This is a genomic window from Actinoplanes sp. ATCC 53533 (assembly GCF_003947245.1).
Genome location: NZ_QHHV01000320.1, coordinates 1 through 6,044, shown reverse-complemented (window position 1 = coordinate 6,044; position 6,044 = coordinate 1). Strand labels below are relative to the sequence as shown.

At 67.4% G+C, this 6,044-nt stretch carries 6 protein-coding genes; 3 read left to right on the top strand and 3 right to left on the bottom strand.

The genetic code is table 11. From position 1 onward, the window contains the following. Together DMB66_RS55365 and DMB66_RS55360 are read right to left on the bottom strand one after the other, a co-directional pair. Positions 1 to 984 (bottom strand): MBL fold metallo-hydrolase (locus DMB66_RS55365; RefSeq protein ID WP_148112895.1); only part of this gene is annotated, 984 nt, incomplete at its 3' end. Positions 985 to 1,112: 128 nt separating this feature from the next. Then, a complete protein-coding gene (locus DMB66_RS55360; protein ID WP_125801909.1) occupies positions 1,113 to 1,736 on the bottom strand; it encodes a TetR/AcrR family transcriptional regulator in 624 nt (207 codons plus the stop codon). A gap of 138 nt (positions 1,737 to 1,874) precedes the next feature. On the opposite strand from DMB66_RS55360, the gene DMB66_RS55355 reads away from it, so the two are divergent. Together DMB66_RS55355 and DMB66_RS55350 are read left to right on the top strand one after the other, a co-directional pair. Beyond that, the gene (locus DMB66_RS55355; RefSeq protein WP_125812057.1) at positions 1,875 to 2,690 is read left to right on the top strand and encodes an oxidoreductase; all 816 of its coding nucleotides are present in this window, start codon (positions 1,875 to 1,877) and stop codon (positions 2,688 to 2,690) included. Between the two features lie 87 nt (positions 2,691 to 2,777). Continuing rightward, positions 2,778 to 3,620, top strand: coding sequence for an alpha/beta fold hydrolase (locus DMB66_RS55350; protein WP_125812056.1), 843 nt, complete (start codon positions 2,778 to 2,780; stop codon positions 3,618 to 3,620). Positions 3,621 to 3,699: 79 nt separating this feature from the next. On the opposite strand, the gene DMB66_RS55345 is transcribed toward DMB66_RS55350, so the two are convergent. Further along, complete coding sequence (locus DMB66_RS55345) at positions 3,700 to 5,343, bottom strand: cyclic nucleotide-binding domain-containing thioredoxin-disulfide reductase (protein WP_125812055.1); 1,644 nt, start codon at positions 5,341 to 5,343, stop codon at positions 3,700 to 3,702. Between the two features lie 434 nt (positions 5,344 to 5,777). On the opposite strand from DMB66_RS55345, the gene DMB66_RS55340 reads away from it, so the two are divergent. Further along, on the top strand, positions 5,778 to 6,044 hold a 267-nt coding region (locus DMB66_RS55340; RefSeq protein WP_125812054.1), incomplete at its 3' end, for an alpha/beta fold hydrolase.

Genomic DNA, 6,044 nt, shown 5'->3' with positions numbered 1-6,044 from the left:
CTTCTTCAGCTCGCCCAGCACGTCGATCTCCGGGTGCCGCCAGGACGCCTTCTCCGCCGCGATGATCGGCGCCTTACGCTCACGCATCTCCTCGAGGTGCGCCTTCTTGTTGGCGAAGAACTCATCCACATCCGTCGGGTGCGTGGTCTCGATGGACTCCGCCGCCAGCGTCGTGACGCTGCCCGGCAACAGGACCACGGCGTTGGTGCCGCCCACCTTCGCGTACTCGCTCAGGAACACCGACTGATCGGGGAAGATGTTTCCCTCGTCACCATGGATGTCGTTGAACTGCCACAACTCGTCATCCAGGAAACACGGCGGGCCCGCGATCGGGAAGACATGGTCGGCCTTCAGATCATCGATATAGCGCCAGGTGCGGTCGAACTGGCGGTCACGCTTCTGCTTACCGAACGCCGTCTTCGCCGCCTGCGGCAGCTCGTAGACCATCGGATACCAGATCGCCCCGGAAAACTGCAGCATATGCGCGTGCACGTGACCCAACTCGGTGAACCTCGACAGGTCCGTCGGACGGGCATCGTTCTGATTGAGCACCCGGACACCGTCATGCTCCACCCACAACGACGAGTCACCGATCGGACCGTCGGTAGGGCTGATCAACGCCTGGATCATCACCCTGAGGCCGCCGTCGAGCTCGTGCACCTCGTCGCTCCTGGTCTTGAAGAAGCTGGTGAAGCCGAGCGCACGCAACTCGTCCTCAAGCTGACTGGTCGGATACTCCGGCAGCAGCACCGTCGCCTTCTTACTGACGAAACGCTTCAGATGCGCCGCATCGAAGTGGTCGCGGTGCAAGTGCGAGACATACAGGTAGTCGACCTCGCCCAGCGACTCCCAGTCCAGCAGGGAGTTGTCGGGGAACGGGAACCACGACGCGAAGAACGCCGGGTTGACCCACGGGTCGCACAGAATGCTCCCGGCGCCCGTGTCGATCCGCATGCTCGCGTGGCCAGTGCCCGTGATCCGCACCGTTCAGCTCCCTCGGTCCCGCAGATGTCCGACGGCACGAAAAATACCCGGCAAGCCGAGCCGCCGAGCAGGGTCCTTAGGCCTGTTTGTGGATCTCGACTTGAGCTGGGCCGCCGGCTGTGCCGTTCTCAGCGGTGGTGCGGGCGAGGCAGCAATGCGAACGCGCTTTCCGCGATCGAGGTCAGGCGGGCGGGGCTGTGGCCGTACGCGCCGACGACGTCGGTCCCGCGGATGATGGTCAGCAGCAGGTAGGCCAGGTCATCGGGATCGGCGTCGGGATCGATGTCGCCGTTGCGCTGCGCCGCTCGCACACACTCGGCCACCGCTGTGGTGAGCACGGAGAAGCAGTCGTTGGCCAGGCGTTGCACCTCGGGGTCGGAGGTGCCGATCTCCATGGCCATCTTGGCGGCGAAGCAGGCCGCCGCCGCCCGGTCGGAGGCAGGAGGCACGTCGGCGGCGAGTGGCACCCCGTGCACGGCGCGGAGCAAGTACCCACGCAGTCGCTCCAGGGCACCGTCGTCCGGTCCGGTCAGCGCCATCGGCGCGAACTGCGCCAGCCGGGCGTAGTACCCGGTCATCGCCTGCAAAAGCACGCCGTGTTTGCCGTCGAACGCGGCGTAGAGGCTGCCGCGGCCCAGGCCGGTGGCGGAGCTGATGTCATCGACGCTCGTGCCGTTGTAGCCCGTGGTGCGGAACTGCCGCTCGGCGGCATGCAGAACGTGGTCGTGGTCGAAGCTTCGTGGTCTCGCCATACCCAAAAGGTAATCCTGACCCGCCGTATTTGACAACTCAGTACAGAACCAGCTAGATTTTTGACAGTTCAGTACACAACCGTGCTGGCGACCCCCACCGGGCACGACGAGGTCGTGCTCGCAACCTAAGGAATCGACATGCAGACAGCTTCCCCAGTGGCCATCGTGACGGGTGCCTCCTCCGGGATCGGGCGGGCGGCGGCGCTCGCCCTCGTGAACGCCGGCTTCGCGGTGGTCGGCACGAGCCGCAACGCGGCGAAGACCGGGCCGCTGACCGGGGTGACGTTCCTCGATCTCGACGTGGCCAGCGACGAATCGGTCCGCTCCTTGGTCGCGGAGGTGATCAAGCGGTTCGGCCGGATCGACGTCCTGGTCAACAACGCGGGCGTGGGCGCGGTCGGCGCCGGCGAGGAGAGCTCGATCACCCAGACCAAGGAGGTCTTCGACATCAACGTCTTCGGCCTGATGCGGATGACCAACGCGGTGCTGCCCCACATGCGCGCCCAGGGCAGTGGCCGCGTGATCAACGTCGCCTCGGTGCTCGGTTTGATCCCCGCCCCGTTCATGGCCGTCTACGCCGCCACCAAGCACGCGGTCGAGGGCTACGCCGAGTCCGTCGACCATGAGCTTCGCGAGCACGGCGTGCGGATGCTGCTGGTCGAGCCGGCCTACACGAGCACGAGTTTCGAGGCGAGCAGCCAGGCTCCGGACTCTCCCCTGCCGGTCTACGCCGCGCAGCGGGAGATCGCCCGAGACGTGCTGGCCACGGCCTTGCGTACCGCCGACGCCCCGGAGGTTGTCGCGAAGGTGATCGTCGCGGCCGCCACCGATGCCAAGCCCAAGCTCCGATACACCGCCGGCTCGATGGCCGCACGCGTCAGCCTCCTGCGCCGGATCGTGCCCTCGAGCGCCTTCGACAACCAAATCCGCAAGCTCAACCGGCTGCCCGGCTGACCCCGCAGCACACCCGGCACACCCAGAGACACCGAAGCCGGCATCAGCATCTCTCGCCTACCGACTCTTGGAAAAAGGCTGACACCCATGGAGTTCGAACGCGTCACCTTCGACCTGCCACACGGCACCTTTCACGCGCTGCAGGGTGGTGACCCCGATGGCCGACCGACGCTCGTCCTGCACGGCTTCCCAGACCATCCGCCGACCGCGAAGCCCTTCCTCGCCGAGCTCGGCCGCCGCGGACGTCACGTCGTCGCACCCTGGCTTCGCGGTTACGCGCCGTCCCCGACCGCGGGGCCGTTCGACTTCGCCTCCCTCACCGGCGACGTGCTCGCGCTGATCGACCGCTGGTCTCCCGGGCGACCCGTGGAGTTGATCGGCCACGACTGGGGCGCCATGATCACCTACGACACCTGCGTCACCGCGCCGGAGCGCATCGAACGCGCGGTCACGCTCGCCATCCCCCACCCCCTCACGCTCCTGACCCGGCCACGCCTGGCTCAGCTAAGCCGCAGCTGGTACATGGGGCTCTTTCAACTGCCGGGAAGCGGCTGGCTGGCCACCGCCCGCGATCTCGCCCTCATCGACCGCCTCTGGCGCCAGTGGTCGCCCGGCCTCACGCTCGATCCAGCTCTGCGGGCGGAGCTGCACAAGCACCTGCGGGCGAGCATGCCCGCGCCCATCAAGTACTACCGGGAGATGCTGCGACCCGGCATGCTCGCCGCGACGCGCCGCCTGTCTCAACCGATCACCGTGCCCATGCTGCAGCTCCACGGCGCCGACGACGACTGCATCCTCCCCCAGAAGGCCGACGACCGGCACCGGTTCGCCGCCCCGCGCACGCGGGAGGTCGTCCCCGACGTCGGTCACTTCCTGCACATCGAGGCCCCCGAAGCGATCGCGGAACGAATCGCCGCATGGGCCCCGTAGCGGATCAATCGACCCTCGCGGCGAGACAACCGGGACGGGCGGCGTGGGGCGGATCTCCGCGTCCGCCGTGAGGCTCGGGTCAGAACGTCCTTTTGCTGGCGAGGTAGGCGTGGACCGCGGAGATGGCCACGGATCCCTCGCCGACGGCCGATGCCACCCGCTTGACGGAGTCCGCGCGCACGTCACCGACGGCGAACAGCCCGGGGATCGAGGTGGCGAAGCTGTCGTGGGTGCGCACGAAGCCCTTGGCGTCGAGGTCGACGCCGCTGTCGTGCAGCCAGGGTGTGCAGGGGTCCGCGCCGATCATCAGGAACAGTGCGGCCGCGTCGAGTCGTACGTCCCGGTCGCGGGCGCGGTCGTGCCAGGTCAGCTCGCTGAGCCGGCTGCCGCCATGGACGGCGGACAGTTCGCAGCAAGGATGCACGGTGATCCGCTCGTGGTGGGTCAGGCGCTGCGCCAGGTAGTTCGACATGGTGTCGCGCAGGTCATCACGGCGGATCAGGACGTGGACGTGGCCGGCGGTGCGCGCGAGAAACAGGGCCGCCTGGCCGGCGGAGTTGGCGCCCCCGACCACGACGGCGTTGCGCCCGGAGACCGAGTTGGCCTCCAGTTGGCTTGCGGCGTAGTAGACGCCACGGCCCTCCAGGTCAGCCAGGCCGGGCAGGTCCAGGCGCCGGTAGCGCACGCCGCTGGCGATGATCACCGCTGAGGCGAGGACGTCGTGCTCGTCGTCGAGCCGCACCCGAAACCCGCCGGGCACCTGCGACAGCCCCGTGACTGAGCGGGGTGACAGAAGCCTGGTCCCGAACTTGACCGCCTGCAGCATCGCCGCCCGGGCCAGTTCAACCCCGGACACGCCGCGGTAGAAGCCGAGGTAGTTCTCGATCCGTGACGAGCTGCCGGCCTGGCCGCCGATGGCGACGTCCTCGACGACGACCACGTCCAGTCCCTCCGACGCCCCGTACACGGCAGCGGCCAGCCCCGCCGGTCCGGCGCCCACCACCAGCAGGTCACACCGGGCATCGTCGGCGATGCCCCACAGGTCGATTCCCAGCGCGGTTGCCAGGTCACGCGTGGTCGGCGATGTCATGACGCGGCGCTGTGCCGTGACGACGGCCGTACCGGTCTCGGGCAAGGCACAGGTCTGCGCCAGCTCCGACCACGCCGACGGGTTCGAGCGCAGCACCGTCCGATAGGGAATCTGGTTGCGCTCAGCGAAGTCCTGCAGGCGGTGCAGGTCGCGGTCGTCGTCTCCGGCCAATACCAGACCGCCCTCGCCCTTCCTGCTCAGGAAGCGCCGCCGCGCATCCAAAGCGGACAGCACGACATCGCTGAGCTCCCCCGAGATCTCCACCAGCCGGCGCAGTTCCTCCACCCGAACCCGCAGGATCGCGGTCTGCTCCATGGCCACGCCTTGGAAGACGGCGCGCTGCCCCATCAACATGCCCAGCTCGCCGACGAAGTCACCAGCCTCGATCACGAAGACAACCCGGTCGGCCCGGCGGTCCACGAGGAGCACGCCACCGGTCAGCACGAGGTGCAAGTCGGTGGGATCACCGGCGTCCCACAGCAACTCGCCGGGCGCGGGGTGCAGTTCCTCACCGGATGACCGCAGCAGGTCCAAGGCATGTTGGCTCAACACCGGCCAGGCCAGCTCATCAACCTCGTCCAGCCGACGGGACGAGTAATGGGTCAGCTCGTCCGGCACGGGGATGATCCTCATGCTTCTCCCTTACCCGGCAGGCGAATCGCTCCGGTCACGGTTCTCCTCCGCTCGTTTTCGTGCCCAACCACAGCGAGAGCCCTTCCTGGGCCCTGGCCAGCCTAATCGTTGTTTTGCGCTGGAAACTACGGGCGGCCCCCTACGCAGAAGGTAAGGCCGACCCGCCGTACTTGACAACTCAGTACAGAACCGGCTAGGTTTCTGACAGTTCAGTACACAACAATCCTGAACTGGCCGGACCGGCTTGGTCCGGGCGTGCAGGAGCGTGACGCCGTGACGGCGGCTTGGCGGCTGAACTCATGACGTTCAGGGCGTACCACGCAGCTCGGCGCAAGAACGAGCCAGCCGATGAAGGCTGCTTCAAAACCATTACTCGGAGGACCTCATGACCGCGGTCAGTACGGACAACACCGCACCGGAAGGCACGATATCCCGTGATTGCTGCTGACGAGACGTTCGACGGCACGTGGCCGTATCCCGCCCGTTTCAATGAGGCTGCCGGCTTCCGTCAGCATTATGTCGACGAGGGCCCCGAGCGGCCCGGTCAGACGATCGTCATGCTGCACGGTGAGCCCACGTGGGGCTACGAGTGGCGCCACCTGATCGGGCCGCTGTCGCGTCACCATCGGGTGGTCGTTCCCGACCACATGGGCTTCGGCAAGAGCGAGACGCCCCAGGATCGCACGTACGACGCGAGCGAA

What these genes read in the sequence shown, in the direction of transcription:
- DMB66_RS55350 (WP_125812056.1), top strand. Translation starts at nt 2,778, where the DNA reads ATGGAGTTCGAACGCGTCACCTTCGACCTGCCACACGGCACCTTTCAC.
- DMB66_RS55360 (WP_125801909.1), bottom strand. Translation starts at nt 1,736, where the DNA reads ATGGCGAGACCACGAAGCTTCGACCACGACCACGTTCTGCATGCCGCC.
- DMB66_RS55355 (WP_125812057.1), top strand. Translation starts at nt 1,875, where the DNA reads ATGCAGACAGCTTCCCCAGTGGCCATCGTGACGGGTGCCTCCTCCGGG.
- DMB66_RS55345 (WP_125812055.1), bottom strand. Translation starts at nt 5,343, where the DNA reads ATGAGGATCATCCCCGTGCCGGACGAGCTGACCCATTACTCGTCCCGT.